Annotated in this window: 14 protein-coding genes, 1 tRNA gene and 1 pseudogene; 3 read left to right on the top strand and 13 right to left on the bottom strand. The window is 66.9% G+C overall.

The window, feature by feature from the left end; translation table 11 throughout:
- Nucleotides 1-29: 29 nt before the first annotated feature.
- From glyS to Tchl_RS02980, 8 genes are all read right to left on the bottom strand, one after another.
- Complete coding sequence (gene glyS / locus Tchl_RS03015; protein WP_075147084.1) at nt 30-2,141, bottom strand: glycine--tRNA ligase subunit beta; 2,112 nt, start codon at nt 2,139-2,141, stop codon at nt 30-32.
- Complete coding sequence (glyQ, locus tag Tchl_RS03010; RefSeq protein ID WP_075149546.1) at nt 2,141-3,067, bottom strand: glycine--tRNA ligase subunit alpha; 927 nt, start codon at nt 3,065-3,067, stop codon at nt 2,141-2,143. Before glyQ ends, glyS begins: the two co-directional genes overlap by 1 nt.
- Nucleotides 3,068-3,177: 110 nt before the next feature.
- The gene (gene lnt / locus Tchl_RS03005) at nt 3,178-4,737 is read right to left on the bottom strand and encodes an apolipoprotein N-acyltransferase (RefSeq protein WP_075147083.1); all 1,560 of its coding nucleotides are present in this window, start codon (nt 4,735-4,737) and stop codon (nt 3,178-3,180) included.
- On the bottom strand, nt 4,737-5,576 hold the full coding sequence (locus tag Tchl_RS03000) for an HlyC/CorC family transporter (RefSeq protein ID WP_075147082.1): 840 nt from the start codon (nt 5,574-5,576) through the stop codon (nt 4,737-4,739). Before Tchl_RS03000 ends, lnt begins: the two co-directional genes overlap by 1 nt.
- Before the next feature lie 62 nt (nt 5,577-5,638).
- Nucleotides 5,639-6,406, bottom strand: a complete 768-nt coding sequence (ybeY, locus tag Tchl_RS02995) for an rRNA maturation RNase YbeY (RefSeq protein ID WP_075147081.1) — start codon at nt 6,404-6,406, stop codon at nt 5,639-5,641.
- Nucleotides 6,387-7,415 (bottom strand): PhoH family protein, encoded by a 1,029-nt coding sequence (locus tag Tchl_RS02990; RefSeq protein ID WP_075147080.1) that lies wholly within the window; start codon nt 7,413-7,415, stop codon nt 6,387-6,389. The genes ybeY and Tchl_RS02990 overlap by 20 nt, the downstream gene beginning before the upstream one ends.
- Nucleotides 7,416-8,768 (bottom strand): tRNA (N6-isopentenyl adenosine(37)-C2)-methylthiotransferase MiaB, encoded by a 1,353-nt coding sequence (gene miaB, locus Tchl_RS02985; protein ID WP_075147079.1) that lies wholly within the window; start codon nt 8,766-8,768, stop codon nt 7,416-7,418.
- Between the two features lie 50 nt (nt 8,769-8,818).
- Complete coding sequence (locus Tchl_RS02980) at nt 8,819-9,121, bottom strand: hypothetical protein (protein WP_232311643.1); 303 nt, start codon at nt 9,119-9,121, stop codon at nt 8,819-8,821.
- Nucleotides 9,122-9,348: 227 nt separating this feature from the next.
- On the opposite strand from Tchl_RS02980, the gene Tchl_RS02975 reads away from it, so the two are divergent.
- Nucleotides 9,349-9,425 (top strand) — tRNA-Met (locus Tchl_RS02975).
- 115 nt (nt 9,426-9,540) lie between these two features.
- Here Tchl_RS02975 and Tchl_RS02970 read toward each other — a convergent pair.
- The 3 genes and pseudogenes from Tchl_RS02970 to Tchl_RS02965 all read right to left on the bottom strand — a co-directional run bounded on the left by Tchl_RS02970 (nt 9,541) and on the right by Tchl_RS02965 (nt 12,341).
- Entirely contained in the window at nt 9,541-10,374 is an 834-nt protein-coding gene (locus tag Tchl_RS02970; protein ID WP_075147078.1) for a DUF3037 domain-containing protein, read from the bottom strand.
- Nucleotides 10,371-10,571, bottom strand: a pseudogene (locus tag Tchl_RS18365) (HipA family kinase); the annotation flags it as partial. The pseudogene Tchl_RS18365 and the gene Tchl_RS02970, both read right to left, overlap by 4 nt.
- Before the next feature lie 69 nt (nt 10,572-10,640).
- Nucleotides 10,641-12,341: an IS1634 family transposase gene (locus Tchl_RS02965; protein WP_075147077.1), complete on the bottom strand. Its 1,701-nt coding sequence runs from the start codon at nt 12,339-12,341 to the stop codon at nt 10,641-10,643.
- A gap of 491 nt (nt 12,342-12,832) precedes the next feature.
- Here Tchl_RS02965 and Tchl_RS02955 point away from each other — a divergent pair, with 491 nt between their 5' ends.
- Nucleotides 12,833-13,093, top strand: a complete 261-nt coding sequence (locus Tchl_RS02955; RefSeq protein WP_075147075.1) for a helix-turn-helix transcriptional regulator — start codon at nt 12,833-12,835, stop codon at nt 13,091-13,093.
- On the top strand, nt 13,083-14,372 hold the full coding sequence (locus Tchl_RS02950) for a type II toxin-antitoxin system HipA family toxin (protein WP_075147074.1): 1,290 nt from the start codon (nt 13,083-13,085) through the stop codon (nt 14,370-14,372). Before Tchl_RS02955 ends, Tchl_RS02950 begins: the two co-directional genes overlap by 11 nt.
- 123 nt (nt 14,373-14,495) lie before the next feature.
- On the opposite strand, the gene Tchl_RS02945 is transcribed toward Tchl_RS02950, so the two are convergent.
- Nucleotides 14,496-15,557 carry an MBL fold metallo-hydrolase gene (locus tag Tchl_RS02945; RefSeq protein ID WP_075147073.1) on the bottom strand — a complete coding sequence of 354 codons (1,062 nt, stop codon included), beginning with the start codon at nt 15,555-15,557 and terminating at the stop codon, nt 14,496-14,498.
- 48 nt (nt 15,558-15,605) lie between these two features.
- On the bottom strand, nt 15,606-16,211 hold the full coding sequence (locus Tchl_RS02940) for a DUF938 domain-containing protein (RefSeq protein ID WP_075147072.1): 606 nt from the start codon (nt 16,209-16,211) through the stop codon (nt 15,606-15,608).
- Between the last annotated feature and the right edge of the window lie 70 nt (nt 16,212-16,281).

Raw genomic sequence — 16,281 nt, 5'->3', positions numbered from 1 at the left:
CAACCTCCGTGATGCGGAGCGCGCTGCGGTCAGGCCGACAGGCGCGAGATGTCCGCCACCTGGTTCATCAGCCCGGCCAGCCGCGCCAGCAAGGCAAGCCGGTTGTGCCGCGTCAGCGGCTCCTCGGCCATCACCATGACGTCCTCGAAGAAGCGGTCCACCGCCGCGCGCAGCCCGGCGAGCGCGCACAGGGCATCGGTGTAGTCCTCGTTGGCGACGTGGGAGTCGACCAGCGGCGCGACCTCGATCAGCTGGTGGAACAGCGCCTTCTCGGCCTCTTCCTGGAGCAGCGCGAGGTCCGGTTCGCCCGGGGTGGCCGCGGCCTTTTTCAGGATATTGACGATGCGCTTGTTGGCCGCGGCCAGGGCCTCGGCTTCGGGCAGCGCGCGGAAGGCCTCCACCGCGGCGAGCTTGGCCGGCACCAGGTCGATGCGCGCAGGCTTCAAGGCGAGCACGGCGTCGATCACCGCACCGTCGCGGCCCGACTCCCGCAGCAGGTTCTTCAGGCGCTCGAGGATGAAGTCCTGTAACTGGGCAGCGAAGCCTTCGGCACCGAGCAGGCCGGGCTTGAAGCCGGCGGCGGCGGCTTCGATCAGCTTCGGCAGCTCCAGCGGCAGCGGCGTCTCGATCAGGATGCGCAGCACGCCGAGGGCGGCGCGGCGCAGCGCGAACGGGTCCTTGTCACCGGTCGGCAGCAGGCCGATGCCGAAGAAGCCGACCAGGGAATCGAGCTTGTCGGCCAGCGCCACCGCGGCGGCGACGTTGCCCGCGGGCAGCGCGTCGCCGGCGAAACGCGGCTGATAGTGGGCCTGGATGGCGTCCGCCACCACCTGCCCTTCGCCGTCGGCGAGGGCGTAGTAGCGCCCCATGATGCCCTGCAGCTCGGGGAACTCGCCGACCATGTCGGTGACGAGGTCGGCCTTCGCCAGACGCGCGGCGCGCTTCGCCGCGGCAACGTCGCCGTGCAGTTGCGCGGCGATCGCGCCGGCCAGCGCCTCCAGGCGCTCGACGCGCTCGAGCTGGCTGCCGAGCTTGTTGTGATAGACCACCGGCGCCAGGCGCGGCAGACGGGCCTCGAGCCTGTGCTTCTTGTCCTGCTCGAAGAAGAAGCGCGCGTCCGACAGGCGCGGGCGCACCACGCGCGCGTTACCGGAGACGATGTTCGAGGGATCGGCCACGCGCATGTTGGAGACGATCAGGAAGCGGTTGAGCAGGGTCCCGGCCTCATCGAACAGGGGGAAGTACTTCTGGTTGGCGCGCATCGTCAGGATCAGGCACTCCTGCGGCACGGCGAGGAATTCGGCATCGAACTCGCCGACGTACACCGTCGGGTGCTCGACCAGCGCGGCGACCTCGTCGAGCAGGTCGGCGTAATCCTCCTTGCTCGCACCGAGCCGCGCGCCCTGCTTCGCCGCCTCGGCCAGCAGCTGGCGCTCGATGTCGGCGCGACGCTCGGCGAAGCAGGGGATGACCTTGCCTTCGGCGAGCAGGGTCGGCTCGTAGGCGTCGGCGGTGGCGAGCTCGATGTCGCCGCGGCTCATGAAGCGGTGGCCGCGCGTCGTGCGCCCCGAATCGAGGTCGAGCACGCGGCCGGGCACGACGTCGGCGCCGTGCAGGAAGGTGAGCTTGTGCACCGGGCGCACGAAGGTGGCGTCGCCGTCGCCCCAGCGCATGACCTTCGGAATCGGCAGCGCCTTCACCGCATCGTGGACGATCGCCGAGAGCACGTCGGCGAGTTTCGCCCCGGGGACGACGGCGGTGTGGAACAAGGCCTCGGCCTTGCCATCGATGCGGCGCGCGAAGCCGGCCACGGCGCCCGCAGAGAGCCCCTTCGCCTCCATTTTCTTCAGCAGCGCCGGCGTCGGCCGGCCCTCGGCATCGAGCGCCACCGACACCGGCATCAGCTTCTCGGTGACTTCCTTCGCCGTGCCTTGGGCGGCGACGCCGGTCACCGTCACCGCCAGCCGGCGCGGGCTCGCGTAGGCGCGGAACACCGTGTCGGCGGCGGCGAGGCCTTTTGCCTTCAGGCCGTCGGCGATCTTCGCGGCAAAGGTCTCGCCCAGGCGCGGCAAGGCCTTGGGCGGCAGTTCTTCGGTGAGCAGCTCGACGAGCAGGGTCGCAACATGGGTCGCGTTCGTCATCACGCGGCCTCCTTGGTGGCATTCAGCATCGGGAAGCCGAGGGCTTCACGGGATTCGAAGTAAGCCTGGGCGACGGCACGCGACAGGTTGCGGATGCGGCCGATGTAGGCGGCACGCTCGGTCACCGAGATGGCGCCGCGGGCATCGAGCATGTTGAAGGTATGGGCTGCCTTGAGCACCATTTCGTAGGCCGGCAGGGCGAGGCCGAGCTCCATGATGCGCTTCGCCTCGGATTCATAACTGGTAAACAGCGAGAACAGGAAGTCGACGTTGGAATGCTCGAAGTTGAAGGTCGACTGTTCAACCTCGTTCTGGTGGAAGACGTCACCGTAGGTGACCCGGGTGCCGTCCGGATACACCGACCACACCAGGTCGTAGACGTTTTCCACCCCCTGCAGGTACATCGCCAGACGTTCGATGCCGTAGGTAATCTCGCCCAGCACCGGCCTGCAGTCGAGACCGCCGACCTGCTGGAAGTAGGTGAACTGGGTGACTTCCATGCCGTCCAGCCACACCTCCCAGCCCAGCCCCCAGGCCCCCAGGGTGGGGTTCTCCCAGTCGTCCTCGACAAAGCGGATATCGTGGGCGCCGGTGTCGATGCCGAGCGCGCGGAGCGAATCGAGGTAGAGCTCCTGGATGTTCAGCGGCGAGGGCTTGAGCACCACCTGGAACTGGTAGTAGTGCTGCAGGCGGTTCGGGTTCTCGCCGTAGCGGCCGTCCTTGGGCCGGCGCGAGGGCTGGACGTAGGCCGCGTTCCACGGCTCGGGGCCGATCGCGCGCAGGAAGGTGGCGGTGTGGCTGGTGCCCGCGCCCACTTCGAGGTCGTAGGGCTGCAGCAGCACGCAGCCGCGCTCGCCCCAGAACTGCTGGAGGGTGAGGATGACTTGCTGGAAGGTCGGATTGACGAGTCGGGAGTGGGTAGTCATGGTCTCGGAGGCCTTGCAGCCGCGCAGCGCACGCAAAGGCGGTGATTTTACCGGGGTTCGGCGGACAAGGGGCGAGGGAAAGACGGCCGCGCCGACACCCCGCCTCCCCTCTAAGGTGCCGGAGGAAGGCCGCCGCGCCCCGCAAGCGGTCGGGAACGATGACGGACGAGGCGCAGCGCCCCCCCCAGCGCCATCAGCAGGGCGAGGCCCAGCGCCGGGCGGTCTCCCCAGCGCGCATACGGGGTCAGCCCCGCATGGCCCTGCACCGTCATACGCAGCACGCCACGCTCGAACCCGGGCAGCACGGCGCTGACCCGACCGTCGGGCTGGACCACCGCGGTCATCCCGGTATTGGTCGCGCGCAGCATCGGCCGACCGGTTTCCAGTGCGCGCACGCGGGCGATCTGCAGGTGCTGGGGCTGGGCCAGCGAGTCGCCGTACCAGGCGAGGTTGGAGAGGTTGAGCATCAGCGTCGCGGCCGGCAGCGCGCGGATCAGCTCGGCACCGAACAAGTCCTCGTAGCAGATGTTGAGCGCCACCCGCTGGCCGTCGAGGCGCATCGGCGGCTGCTCGGGCGCGCCCCGGGTCTGGTCCGACATCGGGATGCTGGCGAGGCGGTAGAACCAGCCGAACAGCGGCGGCGAATACTCGCCGAAGGGCACCAGGTGCTGCTTGGCATAGTACTGGGACTCGCCCCCGCCCAGGCTCATCGCGGCGTTGAAGATCTGCCCCGCCTCGTTGCGACGAAAGACCCCGAGCACGAGCTGGCCGCCGGCCTCGCCGGCAAAGCGCTCGAGGAGCGCGAGGTAGCCTTCGGGCAGGTGCTCGGCAAGGGTCGGCAGGGTGGTCTCGGGGAGCACGACGAGGGCGGGTGGCGCTGCACCGGCGAAGGCATCGCGCACCAGTTCCAGGTTCACCCGCAGCACGTCGGCGAAACGTTCGGGGTCCCACTTCATGCTCTGCTCGAAGTGGGTCTGCACCAGCGCGACATCGACCGGTGCCCCGGCCGGCACCGTCCATCCGCGCCCGAGCAGCCCGCCCCCGGCGAGCAGCAGGGCACCCAGCACCGCGGCCGCGCGCCAGGCACGGGCCGGACGGCGCCAGTCGGCGAAGGCGAGCAGCGCGGCGGCGAAGGCGAGCAGGCCACCCACGCCATGCACGCCAATCAGCGGCAGGAAGCCGGCGAGCGGACTGGGCGGCGTCTGCGAATAGCCGATCGCCAGCCACGGGAAGCCGGTAAACAGTACGCCGCGCAGCCATTCGGCGAGCAGCCACAGGGCACCGAACAGCGCCGCCGGCCCCAGCGTCCCCGCCCGCCCCGACGCCGCGCCGCGCTCGCCCCGGCCGCGCAGACGGACGAAGGCGGCCCCGGCGAGCGCCGGATAAAGCGCGAGGTAGGCGCAGAACAGCGCGATCGCGAGCGCAGCGAGCGGCGCCGGCATGCCGCCGTAGCGCTCGAGCGCGACATACAGCCAGGACACCCCGGCGCCGAAGGCGCCGAAGCCCCAGGCGAAGCCGAGCCGGAAGCCATCGGCCGGGCGCGCGGCGCGCCCGAGCAGCGCCGCGAGCACCGCCAGACTGGGCAGCGCGAGCGGAAACAGGCCGAAAGGGGCGAAGGCGAACACCGCCCCCCCTCCGGCGAGCAGCGCGACAAGGGCCGGACGCCGCATCACTCGGCGGCGGTTGCGGCCTGCACCGGGCGCTCGACCACCAGGGTATGCACCCGCCGGCTGTCGGCGCGCAGCACCTGGATCTTCAGGCCTTCGAGTTCCACTTCTTCGCCGCGCTTGGGCAGGCGGCCGAAGTGGCGGATGACGAGGCCGCCGACAGTGTCGTATTCCTCGTCGCTGAAGTGGGTGGCGAAGGCTTCGTTGAAGTCCTCGATCTCGGTCGTCGCCTTGACCCGGTAGCGACCGCTGTGGTCGAGGCGGATGTTGTCACCGACCTCGTCGAAGTCGTACTCGTCCTCGATGTCGCCGACGATCTGCTCGAGCACGTCCTCGATCGTGACCAGGCCGGCGACACCGCCGTACTCATCGACGACGATCGCCATGTGGTTGCGCGACACGCGGAATTCGCGCAGCAGCACGTTGAGGCGCTTCGATTCGGGGACGAACACCGCCGGGCGCAGCATGTCGCGCAGGTCGAATTCGCGCCCGGCGTAGTAGCGCAGCAGGTCCTTGGCGAGCAGGATGCCGGCGACGTCGTCCTTGCCGTCGCCGATCGCGGGAAAGCGCGAGTGTGCGGTGTCGATGACGAAGTTGGCGATGGTTTCGATCGAGTCGTCGAGATGGAGGCAGTCCATCTGGGCGCGAGGGATCATCACGTCGCGCACCTGCATGTCGGACATCTGCAGGGCGCCTTCGATGATCGAGAGGGCATCGGCGTCGATCAGGTTGCGGTCGAACGCGGAGTGCAGCAGCGCGAGCAGTTCGTCGCGATCTTCCGGTTCGCGCGAGAGAAAGGCCGAAAGTCGCTCGAGTAACGAAGGTTTAGGGGGGTTGTCCATGTTGTGTTTCGGGATCTCCGCTTCAGACCGGACCGCCGGGGTGCGCAACGCGCATGCGAGGCTCAGGCATAGGGATCGGCATAGCCCAGGGCGCGAAGGATGCCGGTTTCGAGTTGTTCCATTTCCGCCGCCTCGGCTTCGGTCTCGTGATCGTAGCCTTGGAGGTGCAACATACCATGCACCACGAGGTGGGCGAAGTGGGCCTCCAGGGTCTTGCCCTGCTCGGCCGCCTCGCGCACCACGACCGGCACGCACAGCACCAGGTCGCCGGCCAGCGGCAGTGCGGCGGCCGCGGGCAGCCCGGCCGCCGGGCACTCGCCTTCGGCATACGCGAAGGTGAGCACGTTGGTGGCGTAATCCTTGCCGCGATAGTCGCGGTTGAGCTCGCGCCCCTCGGCCTCGCCCACCAGGCGGACCGCGACTTCCGCGTCGCGCTGCAGCGCGGCCTGCGCCCAGCGCCGGATTTGGTGCTTTTTCGGGATGCCGGCCTTGTCCTGGCCCTCGACCGCCTTCTGTACCGCCAGCGTCAGCACCGGCGGCGCAGTGCGCAGCGGGCGCTCGGGCGGATCTTCGAAGTGCACGTCCTGATGGACATCGACGCGCACGGTGAGCAGGTTGCAGGCGCCCGGCTGCAGCGACAGCATCGGTAGCGCGGCCTCGTCGGCGGTTTCGGCCTCGATCTCGAGATCGCCCCAGGTGTTCTCGGGAAGGGCCAGCAGCAGCTTGCGGCCGTCGCCGAAATCGATTTCCAGGCGCTCGGCCTTGATCCGGGTCGCCTTGCCCCGGGCGTCGAAGGCGGTGATTTTCGGGTCAGTCGCCGGTTTCGCCATCTTTCCTCTCCTCGTCCTGGGCCTGTGCGCGAGTCGCAGTCGCAGCCCTGGCGCGCGCCACGCGCTCGGCCTCGTTGTCGTAAGCTTCGACGATGCGTGCGACAAGCGGATGACGCACGACGTCTTCCTTGCTGAACTCGGTGAACGCGATGCCGCGCACCTCCCCCAGCACCGCACGCGCTTCCTTCAGGCCGCTGCGCTGGCCGCGCGCCAGGTCGACCTGGGTGAGGTCGCCGGTGACCACCGCCTTGGCGCCGAAGCCGATGCGGGTGAGGAACATCTTCATCTGCTCGGGCGTGGTGTTCTGCGCCTCGTCGAGGATGATGAAGGCGTTGTTGAGGGTGCGCCCGCGCATGAAGGCGAGCGGCGCGATCTCGATCAGGCTGCGCTCGAAGAGCTTGCCGACGCGGTCGAAGCCCATCAGGTCGTAGAGCGCGTCGTACAGCGGGCGCAGGTAGGGATCGACCTTCTGCGCCAGGTCGCCGGGCAGAAAGCCGAGGCGCTCGCCGGCCTCGACCGCCGGGCGGGTGAGGATGATGCGCTCGACCAGGTCGCGCTCGAAGGCATCGACCGCACTCGCCACCGCGAGATAGGTCTTGCCGGTGCCGGCCGGGCCGATGCCGAAGGTGATGTCGAATTCCTGGATGTTCTTCAGGTACTCCACCTGGCGCGGCGTGCGCCCGTGCAGCTCGGTGCGCCGGGTGAGCAGCACCGGCGCCGGCTGCAGCGGGTCGCCGCCGCTGCCGCGGCTGCCGATCTCGATCAGGCCGAGCTGGACGTCGTCGAGCGACAGGTCCTGGTCGGCACGCGCGTAGAAGTGCTTCAACGCCATCTCGCCGCGCAGTACCTGCGAAGGGTGGCCGGTCAGGGTGAATTGCTCGCCGCGCCGGCTCACCGTGATGTCGAAGGCGTTCTCGATCTGGCGCAGGTTCTCGTCGAGCACACCGCACAGCCGGGACAAACGGAGGTTATCCACCGGCTCGAAGAAGACTTCCAGGGTTTTTGCCATTCAGGATTCCCGGGTGAGGATTTCGCCGCGCAGGCTGTGCGGCAGTGCGGCGGTGATGCGCACGTCGACGAACTGCCCGATCAGGCGGTCGCGCACCGGCGAATCGGAAGGGAAGTTGACCACGCGGTTGTTGTCGCTGCGGCCCATCATCTCGGCCTCGGCGTTCTTCTTCGCTGCACCTTCCACCAGGATGCGCTGCACCGTGCCGACCATGGCCTCGCTGTTGGCCTGGTACTGCGCGTCGATGCGCTGCTGCAGGCGGGCGAGCCAGGCGAGCTTGGTCTGCTGCGACACCGGGTCGTCCAGATCGGACGCCGGCGTGCCGGGGCGCGCGCTATACACGAAGCTGAACGAGCCGTCGAAGCCGACCTCGTCGATCAGCTTCATGGTCTTGTCGAAATCGGCCTCGGTCTCGCCGGGAAAGCCGACGATGAAGTCCGAAGTCAGCGCCAGATCCGGCCGCGCCGCGCGCAGCCGGCGCACCACCGACTTGAATTCCAGCGCCGAGTAGCCGCGCTTCATCGCCGCCAGCACGCGGTCCGAACCCGACTGCACCGGCAGGTGGAGCTGGGAGACGAGCTTGGGGATCTTGGCGTAACAGTCGATCAGGCGCTGCGTCATCTCGCGCGGGTGCGAAGTGGTGTAGCGGATGCGCTCGATGCCGGGGATTTCGGCCACGCATTCGAGCAGGAAGGCAAAGTCGCCCTGCTCGCCGTCCTCGCGGGTGAGTTCGCCGCGCCAGGCGTTGACGTTCTGGCCCAGCAGCGTGACTTCCTTCACCCCCTGCGCCGCCAGCCCGGCGACTTCGGCCAGCACGTCCTCGAGCGGGCGCGACACCTCGTCGCCGCGGGTGTAGGGCACGACACAGAAGGTGCAGTACTTGGAGCAGCCCTCCATGATCGAGACGAAGGCGCTCGCCCCCTCGACCCGCGCCGGCGGCATGGCGTCGAACTTCTCGATCTCGGGGAAGGAGATATCCACCTGCGAGCGCCCGCTGCGCTTGCGCGCCTCGATCAGGCCGGGCAGGCGGTGCAGGGTCTGCGGCCCGAACACCACGTCCACATAGGGCGCGCGCCGGATGATCGCCTCGCCCTCCTGGCTGGCGACGCAGCCGCCGACGCCGATGATCAGCCCGGGCTTCTTCTGCTTGAGCAGGCGCACCCGGCCGAGGTCGTGGAACACCCGCTCCTGCGCCTTCTCGCGCACCGAACAGGTGTTGAAGAGGATCACGTCGGCCTCTTCCGGGTCGTCGGTCTTGACCAGTTCTTCGTCGGCACCGAGCACGTCCGCCATCTTGTCGGAGTCGTACTCGTTCATCTGGCACCCGAACGTGCGGATGTAGAGCTTTTTCATGATGGAAGGGAAATCACTGCAGGGCTGGGGGCGCGGCCATCGAGGACGGATCAGCGCCCCGGCAGCGGCGCGGCGGCCTCTTGCGGGGTCAGGATCCACACCCGATGCACCTGGCCATTGTTGTCGAGCAGCACGCGCACCGTGTGCTCGCCGCGGACGTATGCAGGCAGCACGATGCGATTGGCGGGGTCGCGGATCTGCGCCCCCGGGCTCAGCCGCAGCGCCCGGTCCCCGATCTGGACCAGCCCCGCAGGCGAAAAGCGCATCTTCACCTTCGCCGCCTCGTCCGGAATCATCCGCGGCAGGGCCGCAGACACCAGGCTCGGCAGCAGACCGAAGGCGGAAACCAGCAAGACGGAGAGCGGAAGCGCGCGCAAAGACAGACCGGAAAGATCCGGAACCGTGAGGAACAGGCGTCGAATGATCCCCGATCACCCCTCCCGTGTCAATGCAAAAGCCTTATAAATCAAGACTTCCACGGAAAGCGGCCGGCACCCCCGCCAGGCCATGCGCGGATGACACAGTGCACCGGGGCTATTGACGCGGACAGCGCGGACCCGCTATATTCGCGCGCTCTGTTGGTGATGTAGCTCAGACGGTTAGAGCGATGGATTCATAACCCATAGGTCGGCGGTTCGATTCCGCCCATCACCACCAACCAAATCAAGCAAAAAGGCCGACCCTGCGTCGGCCTTTTTGCTTTCTGGTCGATATCTGGTCGCAGCGGGATCGGGGAAGATCCGGCTGCGACCAGCTGGAGCGAAGGCGGAGATCAGTCCGCCGCGAAGCGCAGGATGGAACTCTCGTCGTTCGCAGCCACCACAGTGACGCCTGCATCCTGAAGGTCTTCGCGGATTTCGTCGTAGGCCTGATACTGCTTCGTGTCGCGCGGCGGGGCCTTCACAGGGAACATGACCGCTCCCGGCAGGGCATTGCGCTTCGCGAGCCGCCGCACCTTGTCCACCCATTGCCCGCCATGCGTCAGAAGCTTGGTGGTGTCATCCTGCGCGAGATACAAGGGCTTGATGACTCGCGCTGGCCGACCGTCCTGCATACGCACAAACGGGAAATTCACGGTGAAGTCGGCGTTGCCGACCTTTTCGGCCCGGTACGCGGCCCCCAGACGTTGCCCGACCAAGAGCTTCCTGACCATGTTCTCAAGGAGGCGCTCCTGATACTCCTTGGTCACGAAATTGCGCTCGATGTAATGATCGAAGAGCACATCGAGCTTGACCCGAGGGTCATCGGCCAAGACGATGCGCTGTTCGTCGAACTGGAGCATCGCCTCGCGCGGGCGGACAAACTCGGCAAAGAGATGATCGGCCAGGGGGAGATCGGGCGTCGTATGCCCGTCACCCAGGGCCAGCCGACGGAGATCGCCTGCGAAGCGGCCGATCTCCTGCTTGAGTAGCGCCCTACCCTGCAGATAGACCTTACGATCAAGCTGATGGAAAAACTGCGTGATGCGGCCGTAACGGGTGAGCAGGCGATAGCCGAAGAAGCGCGCCGCAGGCGCCATCAACACGACACCGACGTTCGCGAATTCGCCCGTCTCGACAAACGGGCGAAAACGAAGCAAAGCGTAATGGCAGACGAACTTCTTCATGGCGCGATCCAAAAGTCTTCCCGGTGGCAGCGGGCCAAGCAGCGCGCGATTTCGTCCCAACTCACGTTGGCCGGCACGCCCTCATCCACGAACCACCAAGAATCGGGGATGCTATCACGGATGCTTTCCAGATCCGCGAGGGCATTTCCCATCCTTTCACGGTACTTCGCTTGTTCGACCAAGTCGGTCGCAACCCTGTTCCCCCGAGTTCGACAGTTACGCTCGCAAGTGCTTGTTTTTGCTAGAGCGCACTTTCAAAAATGCCACTACAACAGCGCCAACTGCTCCGGCGCCGTTGGCTTTTCGATTCCTAATGCATGAAGCACCTCGTTCTGCTCCGTGCTGAGCGTCGACACTCCCGCCACCGGCTCGCCGCCGTTCAGCCGCACCCGGTGATGCTGGATGCGCTGTAGTTGCTCGAGCGCGCGCTCGGGCGTGTAACCCGCGTCGGTGGCCTTAAGTCGGCTACGCATGACCCGATGCAGGATCAGCGCCATGAAGCAGATCGACGCGTGCGCGCGAATCCGCTCGGGCAGGCGGTGATACACCGGGCCGATCTCGATCTCGGACTTGAGCACCTTGAAGCCGCGCTCGATGTCGGCGAGCGACTTGTAGCGCTGAATCACGTTCTGTGCGGACAAGCCCTCGGCGTTGGTGACCAGCAGCAGCTTGCCGTCCATCATTTCGGCAAGGCGCTTCGCCTTGTCGTCGATGTGGTAGCTGAACAGCTCCTCTGCCAGATCCACCTTGAGGATGCGCGACAGGTGCGCTTCGCTGACCGCGTGGTAGAAGCGCGCCTTGGCGCCGCTGTCCGAGAGCTTGCGACCCCGGTGCTTCACGCCTTCATCCTGCTCGGTGAGCTTGCCCGTCCATTGGTCCGCCTGGCGGGTCAGCGCGTCGATACGCTCGTTGCGCTGCTCGGTCTTGGTGGCCGCAGCCACCGGGTCGTGCGCGACCACCAGCCTCAGCTCGTTCCAGGCCTGCTCCGCGATCACTTCCTGCGTGGCGGTGGCGCACTGCTGCTCGTGGAAGGGTTCGAGCAGCTCGATGAACTCGTTGTAGCGCCGACCGGGCACGGCGACGATGAACTCGAGCGGCTTGCCGCTGGCCAGGCGCACGGCTTTCAGCGCCTCCAGATTGTCCAGGCTGAGCAGCCCCCGGTCAGCGACCAGCACCAGGCGCTGCACCGACGGGAAGCGCTCGAGCACCTTGGTGAGCGTGGGCAACAGGGTCCGGGTCTCGGCCGTGCTGCCGTCGAACACCTCGTGGTAGATCGGCAGCCCCTCGGCGGTCTGCACCACGCCGAGCATGAACTGGCGGGCGATCAGTCCTTCCTTGGCCATGCCGTACTGGCGCACGTCGCCAGCCTGCTGGCTGAGTCCTTCGCTACGGATCGTGGTGAGGTCGTAGAACACCACCGACAGATCCTGGTCGATCAGTGGGTGCAGCAGCCCGGCGATCACCGCATCGACCTCATCCTGGTGGTCCATCAGGGCATCGAGACTGCGCAGCAACTGCTGGTGCGTGACCGCCTTCGGCCCGAAGTCGGGCAGCGCCACCGTCTGTACCCAGCGCAGCACGCCGAGCTTGGATTCCGGATCGCACAGGCGGTTGAGCACCATCAGGCGGATCAGCGCTTCTACATCCGTGTTCCGGCGCGTGCGCCGGAACACCCGACGCAGCCCCGAGAACCCGAGCGACTTCCACAGCTCGGTCAGCGCCCACACGTTACCGAGCGAGCGCGCGGACTCGAACGACACCGTCGGCGCCGGTGGCTTGGCGCCCATCGGTTCGCGGCCGGTGACCTTGAGCAGGCCGTTGATCACCGCGTCGAGCGAACCATCGACCTGCTCGGCACGGCCGAGCGTGGCGACGGTGCGCTTCTTCACCCGTCCCGCCTCGTCGCGATAGGACTCGACGAGCTGGACGTAGCGGCGGCCTCCCGAGGTGGTGAGCTTGACGTGCATGCCGCTACTTTACCCAGGCGCAAGGCCTCGTCAAGTCTGAAGGCGGATGTTGCAAACGTGCCACCACAGCACTTTTGCGATCATGGCCTTGAAACCCGCGCCGGTGCTGAAGGCACTTTCCGAAAAGGGGCGAAATTCGGGGTGAAGTGTCGAACCCCGGAGCACCGTGAAGTTCACCTTGTCCTGGGGCCGCAGGTCGAGCGCTTCGCGCACACATCGATGGAGATGGTCACCTGCCCTTTGCTGGTGAGTGTGGCGAGCGACATGAGAACCTCCTTTTGTCCTTACAAAAATGATTTTTTGTAAGGACAAAAGGAGCCTCGCAAGCGACCACTGAGGAGCCCGCGCTTGCCCTGCAACCCACCCGGGGCGATTCACAATGTATTGGGCCAGTAGCGCGTTCCGTTGTAAAAATTTCCCGTACAGGAAATATCGCTTGCGCCGCCCAACGTCCTGGCCGAAACTTTCCCGGACGGGAAACAAGGTCAGCGATGGACTCCATACGAACAACAGAACAACTCGGCCACGCACTTCGTGCTGCACGCAAGCAGCTGGGTCTGACGCAGCCCCAGCTGGCTCTGGCGGCAGGCGTTGGTGTGCGTTTCATCGTCGACCTTGAAGCAGGCAAGCCCACCCTGAGGCTGGAAAACGTGCTTCGCGTGATCGACGCCCTGGGTGGAGAGCTCCAACTCACCGGCCTGCCATCGACGGCCCGCGAACATTTCCCCGGGGGCAACGACCATGGCGCATGAGCTGGAGGTCTGGCTGTTCGCGGACCGGGTTGGCTCTCTGTACCTGACCGAGGGCCGGCTGAATTTCCGTTACAACCCGGACTGGCTCTCACGACCAGACGCCGTGACCTTGTCCAGCTCCTTTCCTCTGCAAGCAGAAGCGTTCGACGACCATCAGACCCGGCCCTTCTTTGCGGGGTTGTTGCCGGAGGGGCAGCTGCGCAGACTCATTGCGCAGCACTTTCAGGTATCGAGGCAGAACGATTTTGCACTGCTGGATCACATCGGCGGCGAATGTGCCGGCGCCGTGACCTTGCTGGCGCCCGGGCAGGCATTGTCCCGTCCTGCGCCGGGTAACGATGTACAGTGGCTGAGCGACGAAGAGATCATCGCCGTTCTTGATGAACTGCCGCATCGACCAATGCTGGCGGGCAAGGAGGGCTTGCGGCTCTCGCTGGCGGGCGCTCAAGACAAATTGCCGGTGATCTTCGACGGTGCCCGGGTGGGTCTGCCGCTCGATGGTACCCCCAGCTCACACATCCTGAAGCCCGCCATCCGCACCCTTGAAGACACGGTGACCAACGAGGGCTTCTGTCTGGCGCTGGCCGAGGTCATGCAACTCAAACCGGCCAGATCGAAGGTGCATTCCGTACTGGGCCGACAGTTCCTGCTGGTCGAGCGCTACGACCGGTTCATCGATGCGCAAGGGCACCGCCAGCGCCTGCATCAGGAGGACTTCTGCCAGGCGCTGGGCGTGGTCCCGGAGATGAAATACCAGCACGAAGGCGGCCCGGATCTGGCGCAATGTTTCGATCTGGTCCGGCGCATGACGCGCCCCAGCGCGCCGCACGTCCTGCGCCTGCTCGACTACGTGATCTTCAACGCCTTGATCGGCAATCACGACGCACACGCGAAGAATTTTTCGCTGCTGCGCGCAGGCAAGTCCGCCGTGCTGGCGCCTTTGTACGACACGCTGTCGACAGCGGTCTATCCGGCCCTGACGCACAAGATGGCGATGAAAATCGGCGGCAAGTACACGTTCAGCGAAGTCCAGGCGCGCCACTGGGATCAGTTTGCCGAAGCAGTTCGACTCGGCAAGGCGCAAGCCAGAAAGCGGGTTCTGGCCTTGGCAAAGTCATTGCCGACGAGCGCGCGCGAACTTCACTCCCAGGATGGCTTTGCCGGTCATGCCGTGGTTGAGCGAATCGTGACCCTGATCGAGCAGCGCTGCGCCCTGACGGTACGAAGGCTCAGCGCTCCCGGCGCTGACGCGGGAGTTGAGACCGAGCCAGTGGCATGAGTCGCTGCATCCGCCAGGCGTGCCGGTCAGAGCCACATGGAGCCCTCCGCGACGCCCCCGGATACACTCATCCTCCACCTGCCCTTTGCTGGTGAGCATGGCGAGCGACATGAAAACCTCCTTTCAGAAATCGGACGCGGGCTCGGTTCCGTGTGCCGGCTCATCGTCGATCCCGCAGCCGAAGCGGAGCTGGTCGCCGTTGCCGACGTAGCGCTCGCTTGCCGAGCCGGAACCGCCGCTGCCGCACACCACCGGGTAGCCCAGTTCGATCATCTTTTCCACCGCGACCGCTCCGGTACAGTGGTTGCAGGCGATCCGCTCGAAACCGTACTCGGCCAGGCTCCGGATCGCCGCCTGCGCCGCATCGTCGAGCGGTCCGAACGGGGCGAGGTGCAGGCCGCCATACAGGCCGTGGAGGCGCTCGCCACCGGCCAGGCGGTCGCGCGCGAACTGCGCGAAACGCTCGACCCCCTGATGACAGCAGCCGGTGATGCAGACGATGCCCTTGCCGGCGACATTGACGTACAGCGACTGCTCGCCGCGCACGCCGAGCGCGATCGGCAGATCGAAGGCGACCGCAGCGACGCCGTCGGCCAGCCGATGCACTTCGTCCGCGCCGTGCCAGAGCAGCCGGCCAGTGTGGGCAATGCCGTTGCGCGCGCCGGCGGGAGCGAACGCCCCCCCGCGCAGGAAGGCCCGCCCTTCGTCGCGCAGGCTCGCCGGCAGCGCGATGGCGATGTCCGGCCGCAGCCGCAGCACCGCCTCCAGCCCCCAGAAATGATCGAAGTGCTCGTGCGAAACCAGCAACAGGTCGATTTCACCCCGGCGCAGCAGCGCATCGACGCCGGTCGCGGCAAAGCGCTCCGCCATGTAGTCCGGGTCCCAGCCGGTGTCGAGCAGGATCCGGTACCCGCGCCCGTCCACCGCCTCGATCTCGATCAGGCTCGCACTGCCGGCGCCGTTGCCCGGCTGCCAGGCGGTCTTCCACTGGTTCGCCTGCATTCCGCCAGCCGCCTTGATGTCGCCCAGCAACGCACCGGTGTCGTGCCAGCCGGTTTCGGAAATGCAGGTGATGCGCAGCGAACGGCACACGCCGATATCGACCCGCCCGGCGCCGTCCGGGCTGTCCGCCGCCGGCGCCTCGCCACCCACCCGTGCCGCGCGCCGCGTATCCGATTCGTCCATTGGATGCTCCCTTCGTAGCAGATAGCCTGTGCCCCGGCCGCGATCCGTTCAGCCGCGCCGGAACACTAGGCTGAAATTGTTCGCCGGCATGTCGATCACTTCGTCGAGGCGGAAACCGCAAGCCAGCGCCTGCGCCTCGGCCGCTTCCAGGTCGCGTACCGCGAAGCGCGGATCGATGCCGCGCAGCCACGCATCGAAAGCGGCGTTGCTGGGCGCGGTGTGGGCGCCGCCACGCCGGTACGGGCCGTAACAGTAGACCACTCCCGCGGCCTGCAGCACGTTCGCCGCGCCGCGGAACAAGGCCGGGGTGGACGACCAGGGCGAATAGTGCAGCACATTGATCGCCACCACCGCATCGGCCTGCGCCAGCGGCCACGCCGCCGCCCCCAGATCGAGGTGCAGCGGCTGCGCCAGATTGGGTAGGGCGGCATGCCGGGCCCAGGCCGCAATCGAACCGAGCGCGGCCGGGTCGGCATCGCTCGGCTGCCAGTGGAGGAAGGGCAGATGGCGGGCGAAATGCACCGCATGTTCTCCGCTGCCGCTGCCGATCTCCAGCACCAGCCCCGTCGCCGGCAGCACGCGCTGCAGGATCGGCAGGATGAAGTCGCGGTTGCGGGCGGTGGCGGGGGCGAACTGGCGCGGATCGGTATCCATGGCCGGCGGGGTCGTTGAGGAAAGGTGCGGAAGGACGGGCACCAACAAGTCCATTATTCCGCATTCCACC

It is taken from the genome of Thauera chlorobenzoica, from assembly GCF_001922305.1.
Lineage (GTDB): Bacteria > Pseudomonadota > Gammaproteobacteria > Burkholderiales > Rhodocyclaceae > Thauera > Thauera chlorobenzoica.
This window is presented reverse-complemented; position numbering and strand designations above follow the sequence as displayed.

Bases quoted from the DNA above. Each gene is read 5' to 3' on its own strand.
- ybeY (WP_075147081.1), bottom strand. From the start codon at position 6,406: ATGGCGAAACCGGCGACTGACCCGAAAATCACCGCCTTCGACGCCCGG.
- Tchl_RS02965 (WP_075147077.1), bottom strand. From the start codon at position 12,341: ATGCACGTCAAGCTCACCACCTCGGGAGGCCGCCGCTACGTCCAGCTC.
- lnt (WP_075147083.1), bottom strand. From the start codon at position 4,737: ATGCGGCGTCCGGCCCTTGTCGCGCTGCTCGCCGGAGGGGGGGCGGTG.
- glyS (WP_075147084.1), bottom strand. From the start codon at position 2,141: ATGACGAACGCGACCCATGTTGCGACCCTGCTCGTCGAGCTGCTCACC.
- Tchl_RS02990 (WP_075147080.1), bottom strand. From the start codon at position 7,415: ATGGCAAAAACCCTGGAAGTCTTCTTCGAGCCGGTGGATAACCTCCGT.
- glyQ (WP_075149546.1), bottom strand. From the start codon at position 3,067: ATGACTACCCACTCCCGACTCGTCAATCCGACCTTCCAGCAAGTCATC.
- Tchl_RS03000 (WP_075147082.1), bottom strand. From the start codon at position 5,576: ATGGACAACCCCCCTAAACCTTCGTTACTCGAGCGACTTTCGGCCTTT.
- Tchl_RS02940 (WP_075147072.1), bottom strand. From the start codon at position 16,211: ATGGATACCGATCCGCGCCAGTTCGCCCCCGCCACCGCCCGCAACCGC.
- Tchl_RS02955 (WP_075147075.1), top strand. From the start codon at position 12,833: ATGGACTCCATACGAACAACAGAACAACTCGGCCACGCACTTCGTGCT.
- Tchl_RS02945 (WP_075147073.1), bottom strand. From the start codon at position 15,557: ATGGACGAATCGGATACGCGGCGCGCGGCACGGGTGGGTGGCGAGGCG.
- miaB (WP_075147079.1), bottom strand. From the start codon at position 8,768: ATGAAAAAGCTCTACATCCGCACGTTCGGGTGCCAGATGAACGAGTAC.
- Tchl_RS02970 (WP_075147078.1), bottom strand. From the start codon at position 10,374: ATGAAGAAGTTCGTCTGCCATTACGCTTTGCTTCGTTTTCGCCCGTTT.
- Tchl_RS02950 (WP_075147074.1), top strand. From the start codon at position 13,083: ATGGCGCATGAGCTGGAGGTCTGGCTGTTCGCGGACCGGGTTGGCTCT.